Source organism: Limimaricola soesokkakensis (assembly GCF_900172345.1).
In the GTDB taxonomy this organism is placed as follows: domain Bacteria; phylum Pseudomonadota; class Alphaproteobacteria; order Rhodobacterales; family Rhodobacteraceae; genus Limimaricola; species Limimaricola soesokkakensis.
The window spans coordinates 496,961-514,545 of record NZ_FWFY01000001.1 but is presented as its reverse complement, the minus strand read 5'-3'; the positions used below and the strand labels follow the sequence as shown (position 1 = coordinate 514,545).

Sequence of the window (17,585 nt, the reverse complement as noted above, 5' to 3'; positions counted from 1 at the left end):
CAGTGGAACAGATCACGGTGAACACGAAGCCCATTCAGGGCCAGAAGCCCGGCACCAGCGGGCTGCGCAAGAAGACCCGCACCTTCATGGAGCCGCATTTCCTCGAGAACTACGTGCAGTCGATCTTCGATGGCATCGGCGGCATTGAGGGCAAGACGCTCGTGCTCGGCGGCGACGGCCGCTACTTCAACGACCGCGCCAGCCAGGTGATCCTGCGCATGGCCGCCGCCAATGGCGCGGCCAAGGTCATCGTCGGGCAGGACGCGATCCTTTCCACTCCCGCCGCCTCGAACCTGATCCGCAAGCGCGGCACCGATGGCGGGCTGATCCTCTCGGCAAGCCACAACCCCGGCGGCCCGGACGAGGATTTCGGCCTGAAATACAACACCCCCAATGGCGGCCCGGCGCCCGAGAACATCACCGACAAGATCCACGCCGCGACGCAGGGGCTGACCCGCTACCGCATCACCGAGGCGCAGGACATCGATCTCACCTCGCCGGGCGTCACCACGCTCGGACAGTTGGAGATCGAGGTGGTCGATCCGGTGGCGGACTACGCCATGCTGATGGAAGAGATTTTCGACTTCGACGCGATCCGCGAGCTGCTGGCGGGCGGCTTCCGCATCCGCTTCGACGCGATGCACGCCGTGACCGGCCCCTATGCGGTCGAGATCCTCGAGAACCGGCTCGGCGCGGCCTCGGGCTCTGTCGTCAACGCCACCCCCTCGCCCGATTTCGGCGGCGGCCACCCGGACCCGAACCCGATCTGGGCCAAGGATCTGGTGGACGCGATGATGTCGGACGATGCCCCCGATTTCGGCGCGGCCTCGGACGGCGATGGCGACCGCAATATGATCATGGGGCGCGGCGTCTACGTCACCCCCTCCGACAGCCTCGCGCTGCTAGCGGCCCATGCGCATCTCGCCCCGGCCTACAAGGGCGGGTTGAAGGGCGTCGCGCGATCCATGCCGACCTCCGCCGCGGTCGACCGTGTTGCCGAGAAGAAGGGCATCGCCTGCTACGAGACGCCCACCGGTTGGAAGTTCTTCGGCAACCTGCTCGATGCCGGACGTGTGACGCTCTGCGGCGAGGAAAGCGCAGGCACCGGTTCGGACCATGTGCGCGAGAAAGACGGACTCTGGGCGGTGCTGCTGTGGCTCAACATCCTCGCCGAAACCAGGAAGAGCGTGAAGGACCTGCTGTCGGAGCATTACGCCGAGTACGGGCGCAACTACTACTCGCGCCATGATTACGAGGATGTCGAGGCCGAGAAGGCCAATGCGCTGATGGACGGTCTCCGCGCGAGGCTGGGCGAGCTTCAGGGGAAGAGCTTCGGCGGCCTAACGGTGAAGACCGCCGACGAATTCTCCTATGACGACCCGGTCGACGGCTCGCGCGCCACGGCGCAGGGGCTGCGCGTCGGCTTCGAGGATGGCGGCCGCGTCGTGTTCCGCCTCTCGGGCACCGGCACGGTGGGCGCGACGCTGCGCGTCTATCTCGAATCGCTCGAAACCGATCCCGCGAAGTGCGACCGCGACCCGCAGGAGGCGCTGGCGCCGATCATCGCCGCCGCCGACGAGATCGCCGGTATCAAATCCCATACCGGGCGCGACGCGCCCAACGTCATCACCTGATCCTGCCCCCCGAGGCCCCGGCGCACCTGCAACGGGGCCTCGCAGCCAGCTCTCAAAGCCAGCCCTTGGCCTTGAACCAGATCCAGGTCCCCGCTGCCGAGGCGACCATCGCGCCGAGCGCGATGAAATAGGCGTTCTGGTTGTCCAGTTCCGGCATATGGGCAAAATTCATCCCGTAGATCGAGGCGATCAGAGTCGGCGGCAGGAACAGCGCCGCGACGACCGACAGCGTGCGCACCACCGCGTTCTCGTCGAGATTGATCATGCCCAGCGTCGCGTCGGTCGCCAGCGCCACCCGGCTGTTGAGGAAATCGAGATGCACCTCGAGCGCGTTGATGTCGCGCATCTGCGCCTTGGCCAGCGTCGCGATCTGCGGGTCGCGGTGCTTCATAGTGCCGTTCCAGACGATGAAGGTCGAAAGCATCCGCTCCATGGTGAACAGGGCCAGCCGCACCTTGGCCGTCAGTTCCCCCTGCTGGCCGATGTCGCGCAGCGCCAGCCGCAGCCCCTCCACGTCGTTCATCTCCTCGCCGAACACCTCGCCCGCCACCCGGTCGAGCACCCGCCCCGTCGCCTCCAGCAGGTCGGCCTGACGGGCGATGATCTCCTCGACGAGACCGAGAAAGACACGCACGGGCGTGCTGCTCCCGGAACTCGACCGCTCGGCGCGGCTGCCGAAGGTCTCGAAGGGGCGTGGCGAGTGGTGGCGCACCGTGACGAGCCGCTCCGGCGTCAGCATGAAGGTTACTGGCGCCGAGAACTGCCGCCCCTCGGCGTCGCGGCCGGGCAGCATCACCGTCATCACCTGGCAGTCGCCTTCCCGGTGCAACCGGTTGGAGATCTCGATCTCCTCCATGTCCTCGAGCGTGGGCACGCTCAAACCGAAGGCCTCGACCCTTTCGACCTCGGCCGCGTCGGGGGCGAAGAGATCGATCCAGAGCGCGTCACCGATATCCTTGGACGGTCCGAGCGGGGCGAGGCCCTTGCCCTCTGGATGATAGGCGGCGAGCATCGGCGGTCTCCTCTTTCCTGCGTCGAAAGAAGCAGATAGCGCGCTGTCGCCCCCGTCCAGATCAGTCCTCGAACGCCGTGAATGCCGGGTCGGTCTCGACCCGGAGCGCGCGCAGCGGCCCCGCCATGACGATAAGCGAATAGAGATCGACCCCGGGCGGCACGCCGCGCGGATGGTGACCGCGCGGCACCAGCGTCACGTCGCCGTCGCGGATCGTCAGCGTCACATCGAGCCCGTTGCCGTCGAAAATGCGCTGCACCGCGAAGCCGCACTCTGGCGCGACCCGGTGATATGATATTTCTTCCAGCCGCGTGATGCGGGGGAAATCATCCTTGTCATGCCGGTGACCGGGCCATGAGGCCCAGGCCCCGCCCGGCGTGACCACTTCGCGCACCAGAAGTGTGTCGGCCCCCTCCTGCGCCTCCATCGCGATCTCGGTGACGCGGCGCGCGAGGATGCCCTCGCCCCGGTTCACCGGGTGCAGCCCCTTGGGTCCGAGGCAGCGCGCTGCATGGCCCGGCCGCGCGGGCGCGGAACAGACGGCGATGATGCAGTCGCTCGTGGCGCGCGCGCTCCAGTCGCTTTCCGCCGGCACGTAAAGCGCATGCGGCAGCCCCTTGAACGGGCTCGTCCGGTCGCCCATCTCGCCGAACCGTTCCTCGCCCGCCGACATCTCGGCCCGGCCCTCGATCAGCACAAGGATCGCTTCGCGGTCCTTGGTAGCGCGTGACAGCCCTTCGCCCTGCCTCAGCCGATGCACGGCGAGACCGGCATGGTCCCAGCCCGCGCTTTCAGGTGTGATGTCGTGCAGGGTTCCCGTGGCGGCCAAGGGCCGGCGCAGCAGATCCGTCATGGCTCAGCCCTCCCCGGCATCCTTTCGCGGCGGATCGAAGACGATGAAGAACTGGTAGGCACACCACATCCCCGCCGCGCCGAACAGCAGCGCCCAACCCGGCGCGCCGTGCGCCAGTTCGACCAGCGCCCAGCCAAGCGCCAGCCCGACCACGAGCAACCGCCGCCACAACGGGATAAAGAACGGGCTCTGGACATCGAAAAGCTTGCCCATGGGGTCTCCTCGCGGTTCTGCCTCGATCCCATCATGACGCGACCTGGGGCAGCCCTGCAAGGGCTTCAACGGAGGTGCCGAACGAAGCGGCCCCTCTCGTTCCGTCGACCGCGAGTTTCCTAGCGAAGGCCGGTCCTTGCGATGATCCCGGCTAGCTCGGTCATCGCCGCGGCACGCGCCGCGGCAAGGCCGCTGGCGCCGCTGCCTTGCGCGATCGGCACCGCGATTTCGAAGGTCTCGGCGCGGTCGCGGCCCAACGCATCGCGCGTCGCCACGAAATACTGCCCCGCCACGCGGAAGCGGCCCTGCGCATCTGCGAGGAACTCCTCGACTCGCACCTCGACACGGGCCTCGGCGAAATCGTCGAAGGGCCAAGGTTCGGAGGCCACCCGCGCCCCGGTCGACAACCGAAGCGCGCGGGCAAGCTCAAGCGTCGCCGCACGCACCGGATCATCGGCCCAGAGCAGGTCATCGGCCGGGGTGATCACCCCTTCGGGCGTCTCGACATAGATCTCCTCGAGCGCCGCGTAGGTCGGCAGAGTGATCTCGCGCAGCTCGACCGAACCGAAGGCGATGGCGACCTTCTCGGTCGGCACGACCTGCGGCACCGCGTAGCGCAGCTCCGGCCCCCCGCAAGCAGCGAGACCGGACATAAGGGCCATGGCGGGAAGGATGCGGTTCATCATGGCCTAGCGTCCTGTCAGAAGCGAGTTGGGGCGGCGTTCGATGGCGCGGGCAAGAGAGCCCACGGCTTCGGCGGCCTTGGAGACGTCACGCAGAGCCGCGCGCAGGTCGCGCAGCGCCGGCTCGGTGCCGCTGCCGATCGTGCCGATAGTGCCGTTCGAGGTCACCAGCAACGCCTCGGCGCGGCTGACCAGCGATGGCAGCGTCCGGGCGGCCTCGGCCAGCCGGTCGGCGGCATTCGCGGCCGAGGCAAAAGTGGCGTTGGCGTTCTCGACCACGCCGCCCTCGCTCACCTGCGCGAGGATCACCCGCAGCTCGGACAGCGCGCCGTTCAGCTCGCCCGGCAGCGCCCGCGCCGTGTCCTGCTTGAGGATGCGGTCGGCGCTGTTGAGCAGGCTGTTGGCCTCCGCGACCAGCACCTCGAGCGGCAGGTCGGCAGCCTTGCCGGCCACCGCGTTCAGGCTGTCTATCAGCTGCGGCGCACCTGCCAGCGAGCGGTCGAGGCTGTCGGCGGCGCGCGCGGCGCTGTCGATCGCGGCGACGAGGCTTTCGCCGCCACCACCCGCATTGACCTCGGCCAGGAGCGTCCGTGCTTCGGCCACGCCCAGTTCCAGCTCGCCCGCAAGCGTACCGATCTGGCCGGGCAGCGCGCGCGCCGCATCGGTGCCGATCAAGGCGCGCGCGTCCTGCGCTAGCCCCGACACGCGATCGAGCAGAGCTTCCACCGGCAGGTCCTGCGCCATCGCCGCGACGGCATCGATCCGCTCCACGAGTTGCGGGACACCTTCGAGCGAGGCGTCGAGCGAGGCCGCCGCCGCGCCCGCCGCATCCACGGTCTCCAGAAGTCGCGCTACGCCCTGCTCCTCGTTGAGGCTGGCGATCAAGCTGCGCGCCTCGGCGGTGCCGCCCTCCAGCTCGGCCAGAAGCGCGTTGACGCGACCCGGCAGGGCGCGCGTCTCGTCGGTATCGATTAGACCGCGCGCTGCACCGGCCAGCCCCGACACCTCGGTCAGAAGCGTCTCGAGCGGCAGCTCGTTGGCGGTGGCGACGAGCGTGTCAATCCGGCTCACTAGCTGCGGCACGCCCGCGAGCGAACGGTCAAGCGTGGTGACGGCGGCATTCGCGGCATCGACCGTCTCGAGCAGTCGCGTCACTGCCTGCTGCTCGTTCAACCCGGCGATCAGGGTCCGAGCCTCGGCGGTGCCGCCTTCGAGCTCGGCCAGCAGCGCGTTCACGCGGCCCGGCAACGCTTGGGTCTCCTCGGAGCCGACCAGCGCACGCGCCTCCTCGGCCAGCCCCGATACCTCGGTCAGCAGCCGGTCCAGCGGCAGCTCGGCTGCGTTCTCCGCGACCCGGTTGAGATTGCCGATCAGCTCCGGCACACCGTCGAGCGCGGTGTCGAGATCGGCGGTCACGGCGGTGGCGCCGTCCACCGCCTCGAGCACCCTGCGCACCGCCTCGGCCTCCCGCACATCGTCGAGGATCAGCCGTACGTCATTCACCGCCAGCTCGATCTCGTTCATCACGGTGCCGATCTGCTCTGGCACCGCCTGTACCTCTTCGGAGCCGACGAGACCGCGGATGTCGCCCAAGAGCGCGCGCACGTCGCCCGGCGTCTGCTGCAGATCCTCGGAGCCGATCAGGCGGGCCGAATTCTCGAGAAAACTGGTGGCCGAGGCGAGCAGCTCCTCGATCGGCAGGTTGTTGATCCGGTCCAGCGTCCCTTGGGCGGTCGCCTGCACATCGGAGATCTCGCTATCGGTCACCGGGACCGAGGGATAGGGCAACGCATCGACATTGAGAGATGCAGGCTCGGCGCCCGGCACGTCGATCAGCTGCACCTTGAGGCCGCCGGTGAGGATCGAGCCGGTCACGAGCCGCGCGCGCAGCCCGTCGGCGACCTCGCCGACGAAATATTCGAGCGCCTGCTCGACACCGCCTTCGTCGGCCATTCCGAGACGCGATGGCAGGATGTTGAGCACGGTCTGCAGCCGCACGCCGCGATCGCCGAAGCGTTCCTCGTCGACGAGGCCGTTGAGCCCGGAGACCGAGCCGATCCGCACGCCATCGAGTTCGACCGGCGCACCGACGGCAAGGCCGGAAACGTTACCGTCGAACACGGCGACGAGGTTGAGCGATGGGCCGTCGGGGGTATTGAACACCGAGTTCCGCGCCGTTTCCTCGGCATCGTAGACCTCGAAGATCTGGCCGTCCTCGGCCAGCGTCGCGCCGGACACGAAGGTATCGAAGGCAAGGCCACCCGCGAGCAGAGCCGCGACGCTGTCGAAGTCGATTTCGGCGCCGCCGGTGCCTATCTTGACCGAGAAGCCGGAGGTGTCCCAGAACCGGGTCGTTTCGGTGACGAGGTTGTCATAGGGCGCGTAGATCACCGCCGGAGCCTCGACGTAGAAGCCGTCGGTCGAGACGCCCGCCGCGCCGATCCGGCCCGCCTCGACCCCCTTGTAGAGGATCGGGCTGTTGCCCGACAGCACGCCCTCGGTCGCGCGCAGCGTGATTTCGATGCCCTGCTGGTCGGGTCCCAGCAGCGGCGCCCGCGCCAGCCCCTCGAAACGGGTCTCGGCGGTCCCGGGGCGCCCGTCCCACTGGCCGCGAATATAGACGCCCGACAGCACCGTATCGAGACCGGTCACGCCTTCGGTGCTGACCTCGGGACGGACGATCCAGAAATCGGATCCGGAATCGATATAGGGCGCGACGTCCTTGTCCACCCGGATCGCGATGCGAACCCGGTCCAGCCCTGCGGTGAAACCCACCTCCTCGACGAGACCGACCGCGACGTCACGAAACCGCAGCTCGGTCTCGTTTGCCAGAACACCGCCCGCATCCTCGAACAGCACCTCGATCAGGGGGCCCTGATCGCTCCAGCTTTTCCAGCCGATGCCCAGCGCCACGGCGAGCGCTCCCACCGGCACCAGCCAGACGATGGAGACACGGCTGCGCAGGGAACGCTTCTCGCCTTCCACCGGGACTTCGGGCAGATCAGCGCTCACGCGCGGTCGCCCATGTCGTCGTCGTCATCCGCGCGATCCCAGATCAGGCGCGGGTCGAAGGATTGGGCGGAGAGCATCGTGAAGATCACCGAGAGTGCGAAGGCGAGCGCCGCCGGGCCCGGCTTGATCGAGGCGGCGAGATTCAACTGCACCAGCGCCGTCAGGATCGCAACCACGAAGACGTCGATCATCGACCAGCGCCCGATATACTCCACGATTTCATAGAGCCTGTGGCGCGCATGCGGCGTCGCGGCCGAACCGCGGCGCACCGAAATGGCGAGCCAAGCGATGGCGGCGAACTTGCCGATCGGGATCGCCACGGATGCCACGAGGATGATCAGCGCGACGAAGGGCGCGCCATGCAGCGCCAGCTCTATCGCGCCGCCGACGATCGTGTCCTCGGAGACGGTGAACAGCACCTGCGTGCGCAGCATCGGGTAGAGGTTGGCCGGGAAATAGCACATGAGCCCCGCGACCCACCACGCCCAGACCCGGCTCAGGCTGTGGGTGTCGCGCGACACCAAGGGCTTGCCGCAGCGGCCGCAACGCTCCGTGCCCATCGGCCAGACGCGGGTGCAGCGGGTGCAGGCGACGAGCCCCGCCTCGCGCGCGGTGACCGCGGCGCTCATGCCGGGACCTTCCGCTGCCGGGCGGTGTAGCCATGCTCCAGCGCCTCCCAGACCGACCAGCGGCACATCCAGCGATCATGGATCACGGTCAGAAACACCAGCGCCGCGAACATCCAGAAAGCCGGACCGAAGCTCAGATTCGCAAGATCCGCCACCTTGACCAGCGCCACGGCGCAGCCCAGCGCGAAGATCTCGGCCATCGACCAAGGTCTGAGCGCCTCGGCCAGGGCGAAGAGCCGCAGCGCTCCCGGGGGCGCGGGGCGGTCGAAGACCAGCGGGCCCAGCACGTAGATGGTGAGGATCGCGCGGGCCAGCGGCACCAGCACGATGAGCGCGGTCACCGCAAGAGACAGCACCAGAAGCGGCCCGCCCGTGAAGCTCAGCGCCGCATCAAGGAGCGTCGCCTCGTTGACGAAGCCCTGCCGGCTGATCTTGAGAAAAGGAAACCAGACCGCGCCCAGCACCAGCACCAGCGAGGCAGCGGAAAGCGCGATGATGATCATGCCGGCGCGCTTGCGGGGCGCGATCAGCACGGTATGGCAACGTGCGCAGACCGCGCGCTCGCCATGCGCAGGCATCTTCGCGCGATAGAGCGCGTCGCATTGCGGACAGGCGATCAGTTCGGCCGGGTCGGCGCGCGCGATATCGATGCGGGGCATGGGATCCGTCCGACAGCCATCATTCGCGTGGATGATAGGAGCCTGGGAGGGGAATGACCACGGGCGGCGGCGCACGCTGCCGTGACGCGGGAGCGCCACGGCATTGTTGCCACCGGTCATCCACATGCGGCGCAGGTCAGGCCATCCGCGGCATGGCGAAGAGCGGCACGCCCCCCGCCCAGATGCGCCTGCTCCGGCCTAGGCCTTGCCGATCCCGCCCGGCGTCGGTGTCACCACCGTCACCGCCTCACCCGACTTCAGCCGGGTCTGCGCGCAGGCGGGCAGCGTCTCGGTGCTGCCGTCCAGCCGCCGGATCTCGGTGCGCCCGACCTCGCCCGCGCCGCCGCCATCCAGCCCCTCCGGCGGGCGGTGACGATGCGAGGACAGGATCGACAGGTCCATCTCCTCGAGAAAGCGCAGCGTCCGGCGGGTGCCGTCGCCACCCGGGAACGCGCCTGCACCACCCGATCCCGGCCGCAGCGCGAAACTCTCCAGCAGCACCGGAAAGCGGGTCTCCAGCACCTCGGGATCGGTCAGCCGCGAATTGGTCATGTGGGTATGCACCCCCGACGTCCCGGCGAAACCGCGCCCGTCATTCATCCGCCCCGCCGGGCTGCCCGAGCAGATGGTCTCGTAATACTGGTGCCGTGTATTGCCGAAGGTGAGGTTGTTCATCGTCCCCTGCGCATTGGCCAGGGCGCCCAGCGCCTGGAACAAGGCGTTGGTCACGTGCTGCGAGGTCTCGACATTGCCCGCCACCACGGCGCGCGGATAGGCGGGCCGCAGCATCGAGCCCTCGGGGATCACGATATCGATGGGGCGCAGGCAGCCCGCGTTCATCGGGATCGGCTGCTCGCACATCACCCGGAACACGTAGAGCACGGCGGCGCGCGCCACCGGTTCGGGCGCGTTGAAGTTGTTGTCGCGCGCCTCCGAGGTGCCGGTGAAATCGACCGTCGCGCGCCGCGCCTCGCGGTCGACGGTGATCCGCACCCGGATCACCTGTCCGGTATCGGTTTCGTAGTCGCATTCGCAGTCAGAGAGCTGGCCCAGCAGCCGCGCCACCTCCTCGGCGGCATTGTCCTGCACGTGCCCCATATAGGCGCGCACCACGTCGAGACCGAACTCGGCCACCATGCGCCGCAGCTCCGCCGCACCGCGCGCATTGGCCGCGACCTGCGCCTTGAGATCGGCGATGTTCTGTTCGGGATTGCGGCAGGGCCAGGGATGGTCGGTCAGCAGGTGACGCAGCGCCTCTTCGCGGAACTGGCCGCGATCCACGAGGTGGAAGTTGTCGATCAGCACCCCCTCCTCGTCCACCGTGGTCGCCAGCGGCGTCATCGAGCCGGGTGCGGTGCCGCCGACATCGGCGTGGTGGCCCCGGCTGGCGGTCCAGAACAGGATCTCGCGGCCCGCCTCGTCGAAGACCGGCGAGACCACCGTGATGTCCGGCAGATGCGTACCGCCATTGTAGGGCGCGTTCAGGGCAAAGACGTCGCCCGGGCGGATCACCTCGTTCTGCCGGATCACCGCCTCGACCGAGCGGTCCATGGAGCCCAGATGCACCGGCATGTGCGGCGCATTGGCGACCAGCGCGCCATCCTGGTCGAACACCGCGCAGGAGAAGTCGAGCCGCTCCTTGATGTTCACCGACTGCGCGGTGTTCTGAAGCGCCACGCCCATCTGCTCGGCGATGTTCATGAAGAGATTGTTGAACACTTCGAGCAGGATCGGATCGGCCTCGGTCCCGGCGGCGAGCTGGCGCGGCGCAGCCTCGTGGCGCGCAAGCAGGATATCGTCGCGCCCCGTGAGCCGCGCGGTCCAGCCCGGCTCGACCACGATGGTCTGGTTCGGCTCGATGATAAGCGCCGGCCCGCGCATCTCGTGGCCGGACGTGATCCCCTCGCGCCGATACACCATGGCCTTGTGCCATTCCCCACCGGAAAAGAAGCGCGCCGTCTCCGCCGGGCGCGCCTCGCCCCGATCGGGCGCGGCACCACCGGTCTCGGCCAGCGCATGCGGCGGCTCCGTGCCTTCCACCTCGACCGCCTCGACCACCAGCCCCCGCTCGGGGCTGAGAAAGCCGAACTGCGCCTCGTGGGCGGCCTCGAAGGCGGCGCGCGCTCGCGCCATGTCGCCCTCAAAGGGGATTTGCAGCGCGGTATCCGTGCCCTCGTACCGCAGATGCAGCCGCGCGACGTAGCTCTCATCCGACACGCCCTGCCCGGCCAGGTCGTCGCGTACCTGCGCCGTCAGATCCGCGATCACCGCGTCCAGCGCGGTGCGGCTATCCTCGGCGAGCGGTCGCACCAAGCCCTGCTGGCGGCTGGCCGAGACGGTGGCGAGGCCGATGCCATAGGCCGAGAGCAGCCCCGAAAGCGGATGCACCAGCACCGCCTCCATGCACAGCGCGTCGGCGACGAGACAGGCATGCTGCCCGCCCGCGCCACCGAAGGAATTGAGCAGGTAGCGGGTCACGTCATGGCCGCGCTGGACGCTGATCTTCTTGATCGCGTTGGCCATGTTCTCGATCGCGATCCGCACGAAGCCTTCCGCCGCCTCTTCCGGGCTCCGATCGCCCGCCACCTTTGCGAAAGCCGCGCGCACGCCGTCGCGGTCGAGCTTCTGGTCCTGACCGGGGCCGAAGATCGCCGGAAACAGGTCTGGGTCGAGCTTGCCCAGCATGACGTTGGCGTCGGTCACGGTGAGCGGCCCGCCGCGCCGGTAGCAGAGCGGCCCGGGATCGGCGCCGGCGCTGTCGGGGCCGACGCGAAACCGGCCGGGGTCGGCGTGCAGCACCGAACCGCCCCCCGCCGCCACGGTATGGATGCGCATCATCGGCGCGCGGATGCGCACCCCGGCTACCTCGGTGTCGAAAGCGCGCTCGTATTCGCCGGCGCAATGAGCCACGTCGGTGGAGGTGCCACCCATGTCGAAGCCGATCACCTTGTCCCAACCGGCGGCACGGCCCGTCTCGACCATGCCGACGACACCGCCCGCGGGGCCGGACAGGATCGCGTCCTTGCCTTGGAACGCCTCGGCCGCGGTCATGCCGCCGGAGGACATCATGAATTGCAGCGTCGGCCCCGCCTCGCCCGGCGGCGTCGCACCGAGGGCCCCGGCCACCCGCGCCACGTAGCGCCGCAGGATCGGCGAGAGATAGGCATCGACCACCGTGGTATCGCCACGCCCCACGAGCTTCAGCAGCGGCGAGACCTCGTGGCTGACCGAGACCTGCCCGAACCCCATGCCACGCACCATTTCCGCGAGCCGTGCTTCGTGTCCGGGCGCGTTCCACGAATGCATCAGCACGATAGCGACAGCGTCGATGCCATCGGCACGGAGCCGCTCCAACTCGGGGCGCAGGGCCTCGGCGTCCAAGGCTGTCTCGATGGCGCCATCCGCCCGCACCCGTTCCTCCACCTCGATCACGCGGTCGTAGAGCTGTTCGGGGAGCAGGATCTCCTTGGCGAAGATGTCGGGCCGCGCCTGATAGGCGATCCTGAGCGCGTCGCGGAAGCCGCGCGTGACAAGCAGGGCGGTCCGGTCGCCCTTTCGTTCGAGCAGCGCGTTGGTGGCGACGGTGGTGCCCATCTTGACGGTGCCGATGCGCGCGGGCTCGACGGTACCGCCCAACAGCCTTCGAATGCCCTCGATCGCAGCATCCTCGTAGGCCTGAGCGTTTTCGGACAGGAGTTTCAGCGGATGCAGCGTGCCATCCGGGGCCCGGCCGACCACGTCGGTAAAGGTGCCGCCACGATCCACCCAGAAATCCCAAACACTCATGCTCCACCCCCTTGTGCTGTCCGCCAAGGGGTGCGCAATCCACCGGAAGCGGTCAAGCCGCCTGACTATCTCGCGCATTAGCTCAGGCTATGGGCAAATGCTCGCGATTGTGGCACTCTCCAGCCGGAGGAGACGAATTGCGGCGAACTGCAGGGAGGATGGCATGACGCGCAACTGGGATCTGATCATATTCGACTGCGACGGCGTGCTGATCGACAGCGAACTGCTCAGCGCCGAAGTTCTGATCGAGCTTCTCGCCGCAGACGGGGTGGAAATCGATTTCGATCATGTGCGTCGCAACTTCCTCGGCCGAAGCTTTCCGACCGTGGCGCGGCATATCCGCGAAGAGCTGGGCCATCCCCTCGCCCCGGATTTCGAAAGCCTCTACCGGGCGCGGCTCCTGAGGCGCTTCGAGCGCGAGTTGAAGCCGATGCCGGGCATCGCCGAGGCCGTCGCGATGCTAACCGCGCGTGGCGTGCCGCTCTGCGTCGCCACCTCGTCCTCGCCGCCGCGTGTTGCGCGATCGCTGGCCATTGCCGGCCTTGCTCAGGCGTTGCCGCATGTCTTCACCGCGAGTCAGGTGGCGCGGGGCAAGCCCGCCCCCGACCTGTTCCTGCTTGCGGCCGAGACCATGGGCGCAAAACCGGCCCGCTGCCTCGTGATCGAGGACAGCCTCCCGGGGCTCGAGGCGGCAGCGGCGGCGGGCATGACCGCCGTGCGCTTTCTGGGCGGCAGCCACCTTGCCACCGCCACGCTGCGCCACGATCCCGCCCTGCCCCTCCTGCACCATTGGACCGATCTGCCCGCGCTTCTCGACAGCCTGCCCGCGCCGGAGGTGGTATGAGCCAGTCGCGCTTCACCCCCGAGACGACCCGCCTCGACGATGCGGCACGCGCGGGCTGGCTCTACTATGTCGCGGGCAACACCCAGGACGAGATCGCCAAGAAGCTCGGCGTTTCGCGCCAATCGGCGCAAAGGCTGGTATCGCTCGCCGTGTCGGAAAAGCTGGTCAAGGTCCGGCTCGATCATCCGATCGCGCGCTGCATGGATCTCTCGGGCGCGTTGTCGGAACGCTTCGGCCTGCGGGTGATCGAGGTGGTGCCGTCCGACCCGTCGGTCCCCGAGCTTCTCACCGGCATCGCCATTGCCGCTGCGGCCGTGTTGGAAAAGACCCTCAAGAGCCCCGAGGAGAAGATCATTGCGCTGGGCACCGGCCGGGCGCTGCGGGCCTGCGTCGAACAGCTGCCGCGCATGGATTGCCCACAGCACCGCATCGTCTCGCGGCTGGGCAACATGATGTCGGACGGCTCGGCCACCCCTTACAACGCGGTGATCCGCATGGCCGAGCGCGTCGGCGCACGGCATTACCCCTACCCGCTCCCCGTGGTCGCGCGCGACGAGGAGGAACTGCGGGTCATGCATGGCCAGGAGGCGGTGCGGCACACGATGGAGCTGTGCACCCGTGCTGATCTGACCCTAGTCGGCGTCGGCCAGATCGGCCTGAACGCGCCGCTGCGGGTCGACGGCTTCATGACCGCCGAGGAGATGGAGGCGCTCATGGCCGAGGGAGCGGCGGGCGAGATCACGAGCTGGGTCTACGACGCCGACGGCCGGGTCATGGATTGCGCCTTCAATCGCCGCGTGGCCTCGGCACCGCTGCCGGTGCCCGGCAGCGGTCCGGTGGTCGGTCTCGCGGTCGGCAAGGACAAGGCGGGGGCGATCCGTGCCGCCCTGCACGGCCGGTTGATCAACGGGCTGATCACCGACGAGGCGACGGCCGAGCGGCTGCTGAAGCAGTAGCCGCCCGGCCCTCGGGGCGCCTCAGCCCCGCGCGTAGCGCTCGAGCGTGGCGGCGACGCCGTCGTTCCACAGGGAGGCCAGCTGGCGCGCGAAGGCGTCGGCGAAGGCAGGCTGCCGCCCCAGATCGCCGAACACCGTCTCGTTCGAGAGGAAGGCCGAAGGATCGTCCTTCGCGGCGAGCGCGCGGGTCTTCAGCTCTTCGGCATTGTCGTCATTCGGCGCGATCGCCTCGCCCGCATCATTGGTGCCGGCGCAATAGCGGCACCACAGGGCCACCTCGAGCGCGAGCCCATCGACGTTCCGACCCGCCGCAAGCGCGTCGCGGATCACCGGCAGCACGAATTTCGGCTGGCGGTTCCAGCCGTCGAAACACAGCCGCGGGATCGTGTCGCCGATCTCGGGGTTGGAGAAGCGCTCCTCGACCTTGCGGCGATAGGCCTCGAAGTCGACGCCTTCGATCGGCTCCAGCGTTGGGATGATCTCGCGCGTCTCCAGCGCCTCGAGCCAGGCGCGGATGCGCGGATCGGCCATGGCGTCATGGACGAAGTGATGCCCCAGAAGCGCCGAGGGATAGGCGATGGCCGCGTGGCCGCCATTGAGGATACGCAGCTTCATCAGCTCGTAGGGCGCGACGTCGGCGACGAATTCCGCGCCGACCTTCTCCAACGCCGGACGGCCCTGCGGGAAGTTGTCCTCAAGCACCCATTGCCGGAACGGCTCGCACACCACGGGGGCGGCGTCGGTGATGCCGAAACGGTCCTTTACCAAGGCCCGCTCTCGATCCGAGGTCGCGGGCGTGATGCAGTCCACCATGGTGTTGGGGAATGCGACGTTCTCCGCGACCCAGTCGGCAAAGGCAGGGTCGGCAAGCTTGGCCAGCCCCACCACCGTCTGCTTCGCGACATGCCCGTTCTCGGGCAGGTTGTCGCAGGACATCACGGTGAAGGGCGCCTCTCCCGCATCGCGGCGGCGACGCAGCGCGGCGAGGATCATGCCAAAGGCGGTTCTGGGCTGGTCCGGCTGCTCGGCGTCGTGGCGGATGTCCGGGTTCGAGGTGTCGAGGCCGCCGGTGCGCGCATCGACGAACCAGCCACCTTCGGTCACCGTGAGCGAGACGATGCGGATCGCGGGGTCCGACATCCGGGCTACGAGCTTCTGCGCGTCGATCTCGGTGAACTCGATCATCGCGCCGGTGACGCGGGCCGAAAGCCCGGCCGGGTCGAGCTCGACCACCGTGGTGAGGAAGTCCTGCTTTTCCAGCGCCTCGCGCATCTTCGCGTCGCCGGGCCGCACGCCGGCGCCGCTGATGGCCCAGTCGTGATCGGCACCGGTGCCGAACAGCCGGTCGAGATAGACCGCCATATGCGCGCGATGAAAATTGCCGACGCCGATATGCACGATACCGGCGGAGAGTTTCGCGCGATCGTAATCGGGCCCGGCGACGCCTTCGGGAAGGCGGTCGAGAGCCGCGGCGTTGAGATCAATGGCCATCATCAGCCTCCTGTAGAATTGTAACGAGCCGTCAGCTCATCCATTGGCCGCCATCGACGTTGTAGGTCTGCGACACGATGTAATCGGCCTCGTTCGAGACCAGGAACACGGCCATGCCGGTCAGGTCGTCGGGCGTGGCGAAGCGGCCGGCGGGAACGCCGGCGGCGACCTCGGCCTTCTTCTGGCCGGGCTGCTTGCCTTCGAGCTTGGCGAACATGCTGTCGACATGCTCCCAATGCGCGCCGTCGACGACGCCCGGTGCGATGGCGTTGACGTTGATGCCGTGCTTGATGAGGTTCAGCCCGGCCGACTGGGTCATCGAGATGACGGCGGCCTTGGTCGAGCAATAAACGAGTACGAGGGGCTCACCGCGACGTCCGGCCTGGCTTGCCATGTTGATGATCTTGCCGCCATGGCCTTGGGCGATCATCTGCCGGGCGGCGGCCTGCATGGTGAACAGCGTGCCCGCGACGTTGACGGCGTAGAGCCGGTCGAAGCTCTCGCGGGTGATGTCGACGGTCTCGGCCGCGTCGAACAGCGCGGCGTTGTTGACGAGGATGTCGATCCTGCCCGCGCGCTCCACCACCGTGGCGATGGCGGCGTCGATGCTGTCCTGTCTCGCGACGTCGATCTGCACCGCATAGGCGCCCGCCCCGATCTCGGTCGCGGCGGCCTGCGCCGCGTCGAGATTGATGTCGGCGATGGCCACCGTCGCGCCTTCGCGCACGTAGCGCTCGGCAAAGGCGCGACCGATGCCGCGTGCGGCACCGGTGATCAGCGCGGATTTTCCCGCCAATCGGCTCATGCGATGCGCAGCCCCTGCGCGTCGAAGCGGTGGATCTTGTCGGCCTGCGGGGTCAGGAACACGGTGTCGCCGTGGCGCAGCGCGACCTCGCCACTGGCGCGGATCGTGAGCGTTTCGGCCAGACCCGTGTCATGCACGTGGAAGAAGGTGTCCGAGCCCAAGTGCTCGGCGACGCCGATGCGACCCTTCCAGGTGCCCTCGCTGGCCGAGACGTCGATATGCTCGGGCCGTACGCCGATCGTCTCGGCGCTGTGCTTCTTGGCCTCGGCGCCATCGATCAGGTTCATCTTGGGCGAGCCGATGAAGCCCGCCACGAAGGTGTTGCGCGGGTTGCGATAAAGCTCGAGTGGGCTGCCGACCTGCTCGATGTTGCCGGCGCGCAGCACCACGATCTTGTCGGCCATGGTCATCGCCTCGACCTGGTCGTGGGTGACGTAGATCATCGTGGTGTCGAGCTTCTTGTGCAACTCGGAGATCTCCATCCGCATGCCGACGCGCAGCGCCGCGTCGAGGTTCGACAGCGGCTCGTCGAACAGGAAGGCCGCCGGTTCGCGGACGATGGCGCGGCCGATCGCGACCCGCTGGCGCTGGCCGCCCGAGAGCTGGCCGGGGCGCCGGTCGAGATAGTCGGTGAGGTTGAGCGCGCGCGCCGCGTTGTCGATGCGCCGCTTCTGCTCGTCCTCGGGCATGCCCGCCATCTTCATCGGGAAGGCGATGTTCTTGCGCACCGACATGTGCGGGTAGAGCGCGTAGCTCTGGAACACCATGGCCAGGCCGCGCTTGGCGGGCGGCAGGTCGGTGGCGGGCTTGCCGTCGATGCGGATCTCGCCGCCCGAGACGTCCTCGAGCCCGGCGATCAGCCGCAGCAGCGTGGACTTGCCGCAGCCCGAGGGGCCGACGAAGACCACGAACTCCCCGTCATCGATGGTCAGGTCGAGCGGCGGGATGACCTCCACGTCGCCGAATTTCTTGGTCACCTTGTCGAGCGTGATGCGTCCCATGGGTATA

At 68.3% G+C, this 17,585-nt stretch carries 14 protein-coding genes; 3 read left to right on the top strand and 11 right to left on the bottom strand.

Translation table 11 applies throughout. The features are described from left to right. Window positions 1-2 precede the first annotated feature (2 nt). On the top strand, window positions 3-1,634 hold the full coding sequence (locus LOS8367_RS02415) for an alpha-D-glucose phosphate-specific phosphoglucomutase (RefSeq protein ID WP_085894837.1): 1,632 nt from the start codon (window positions 3-5) through the stop codon (window positions 1,632-1,634). A 52-nt stretch (window positions 1,635-1,686) separates the two neighbouring features. Here the strand turns inward: LOS8367_RS02415 and LOS8367_RS02410 are convergent, their stop codons facing one another. The 8 genes from LOS8367_RS02410 to LOS8367_RS02375 all read right to left on the bottom strand — a co-directional run bounded on the left by LOS8367_RS02410 (window position 1,687) and on the right by LOS8367_RS02375 (window position 12,481). After that, complete coding sequence (locus tag LOS8367_RS02410) at window positions 1,687-2,646, bottom strand: magnesium transporter CorA family protein (RefSeq protein ID WP_085894836.1); 960 nt, start codon at window positions 2,644-2,646, stop codon at window positions 1,687-1,689. Between the two features lie 61 nt (window positions 2,647-2,707). After that, complete coding sequence (iolB, locus tag LOS8367_RS02405) at window positions 2,708-3,499, bottom strand: 5-deoxy-glucuronate isomerase (protein WP_085894835.1); 792 nt, start codon at window positions 3,497-3,499, stop codon at window positions 2,708-2,710. Window positions 3,500-3,502: 3 nt separating this feature from the next. Next, a complete protein-coding gene (locus LOS8367_RS02400) occupies window positions 3,503-3,712 on the bottom strand; it encodes a hypothetical protein (protein ID WP_085894834.1) in 210 nt (69 codons plus the stop codon). A 119-nt stretch (window positions 3,713-3,831) separates the two neighbouring features. Next, a complete protein-coding gene (locus tag LOS8367_RS02395; protein ID WP_085894833.1) occupies window positions 3,832-4,398 on the bottom strand; it encodes a PqiC family protein in 567 nt (188 codons plus the stop codon). 3 nt (window positions 4,399-4,401) lie between these two features. Continuing rightward, the gene (locus tag LOS8367_RS02390) at window positions 4,402-7,407 is read right to left on the bottom strand and encodes an MlaD family protein (RefSeq protein ID WP_085894832.1); all 3,006 of its coding nucleotides are present in this window, start codon (window positions 7,405-7,407) and stop codon (window positions 4,402-4,404) included. After that, window positions 7,404-8,036 carry a paraquat-inducible protein A gene (locus LOS8367_RS02385; RefSeq protein ID WP_085894831.1) on the bottom strand — a complete coding sequence of 211 codons (633 nt, stop codon included), beginning with the start codon at window positions 8,034-8,036 and terminating at the stop codon, window positions 7,404-7,406. Before LOS8367_RS02385 ends, LOS8367_RS02390 begins: the two co-directional genes overlap by 4 nt. After that, complete coding sequence (locus tag LOS8367_RS02380) at window positions 8,033-8,695, bottom strand: paraquat-inducible protein A (RefSeq protein ID WP_085894830.1); 663 nt, start codon at window positions 8,693-8,695, stop codon at window positions 8,033-8,035. The genes LOS8367_RS02385 and LOS8367_RS02380 overlap by 4 nt, the downstream gene beginning before the upstream one ends. Before the next feature lie 198 nt (window positions 8,696-8,893). Beyond that, window positions 8,894-12,481, bottom strand: a complete 3,588-nt coding sequence (locus tag LOS8367_RS02375; RefSeq protein ID WP_085894829.1) for a hydantoinase B/oxoprolinase family protein — start codon at window positions 12,479-12,481, stop codon at window positions 8,894-8,896. 163 nt (window positions 12,482-12,644) lie between these two features. Here LOS8367_RS02375 and LOS8367_RS02370 point away from each other — a divergent pair, with 163 nt between their 5' ends. Then, entirely contained in the window at window positions 12,645-13,325 is a 681-nt protein-coding gene (locus tag LOS8367_RS02370) for an HAD family hydrolase (protein ID WP_085894828.1), read from the top strand. Further along, window positions 13,322-14,281 carry a sugar-binding transcriptional regulator gene (locus tag LOS8367_RS02365; protein ID WP_085894827.1) on the top strand — a complete coding sequence of 320 codons (960 nt, stop codon included), beginning with the start codon at window positions 13,322-13,324 and terminating at the stop codon, window positions 14,279-14,281. The genes LOS8367_RS02370 and LOS8367_RS02365 overlap by 4 nt, the downstream gene beginning before the upstream one ends. Before the next feature lie 21 nt (window positions 14,282-14,302). Here LOS8367_RS02365 and LOS8367_RS02360 read toward each other — a convergent pair whose 3' ends face one another. The 3 genes from LOS8367_RS02360 to LOS8367_RS02350 are packed head-to-tail and all read right to left on the bottom strand — an operon-like array spanning window position 14,303 to window position 17,578. Continuing rightward, window positions 14,303-15,772, bottom strand: coding sequence for a mannitol dehydrogenase family protein (locus LOS8367_RS02360; RefSeq protein ID WP_085894916.1), 1,470 nt, complete (start codon window positions 15,770-15,772; stop codon window positions 14,303-14,305). Between the two features lie 31 nt (window positions 15,773-15,803). Then, window positions 15,804-16,577: an L-iditol 2-dehydrogenase gene (locus LOS8367_RS02355; RefSeq protein ID WP_085894826.1), complete on the bottom strand. Its 774-nt coding sequence runs from the start codon at window positions 16,575-16,577 to the stop codon at window positions 15,804-15,806. Beyond that, the gene (locus LOS8367_RS02350) at window positions 16,574-17,578 is read right to left on the bottom strand and encodes an ABC transporter ATP-binding protein (protein ID WP_085894825.1); all 1,005 of its coding nucleotides are present in this window, start codon (window positions 17,576-17,578) and stop codon (window positions 16,574-16,576) included. Before LOS8367_RS02350 ends, LOS8367_RS02355 begins: the two co-directional genes overlap by 4 nt. Window positions 17,579-17,585 lie beyond the last annotated feature (7 nt).